The 405-nt window shown below is 41.7% G+C and carries 1 protein-coding gene; it reads left to right on the top strand.

Annotation, left to right across the window (positions count from 1 at the left end; translation table 11 throughout):
• Positions 1-193: hypothetical protein (locus D0T66_RS16280; RefSeq protein ID WP_221412244.1), on the top strand; the 193-nt coding region annotated here is incomplete at its 5' end.
• Positions 194-405 lie beyond the last annotated feature (212 nt).

Below are 405 nucleotides of genomic sequence, written 5' to 3'. Positions count from 1 at the left end.
TGAAGATGAATACATTGCTCTTGCAATTACCATCGGATATGTTGAAGGGCCTAAAATGAAGGAAAGATTGATTCGTAAAGTCGCACACAGAAAGACAAAATCCATAGAGGAACTTACTTATATGAATAACCAACTCCCAATGCCTATGCTTGGAAGTGGTATCTTGTGCACCGAAGTGCGAACAAGGATGTAAGTCTCCGACTTACTTTACTAGCCGTAACACTTTCGTCTTTCGAACCTGTATTGTACAGGCTGTTCGTGCCATGAAGGCGGTCTCATGCCGCCACTATCCGTTTGACCGGAATACTTTTACAATTTAAATCTTGTAGGTTAATGGCCTTAGGCGATTCTAGCTTGTTAGGCTCTATTTCTAACGAGGCTAAAGGAAGCGCTTTTCTCATTATG

Origin of the sequence: Dysgonomonas sp. 25, assembly GCF_010501075.1 — a bacterium.
Lineage (GTDB): Bacteria > Bacteroidota > Bacteroidia > Bacteroidales > Dysgonomonadaceae > Dysgonomonas.
Note: the sequence above shows the minus strand (reverse complement) of the source record. Positions and strands in the feature narration are given on the sequence as shown.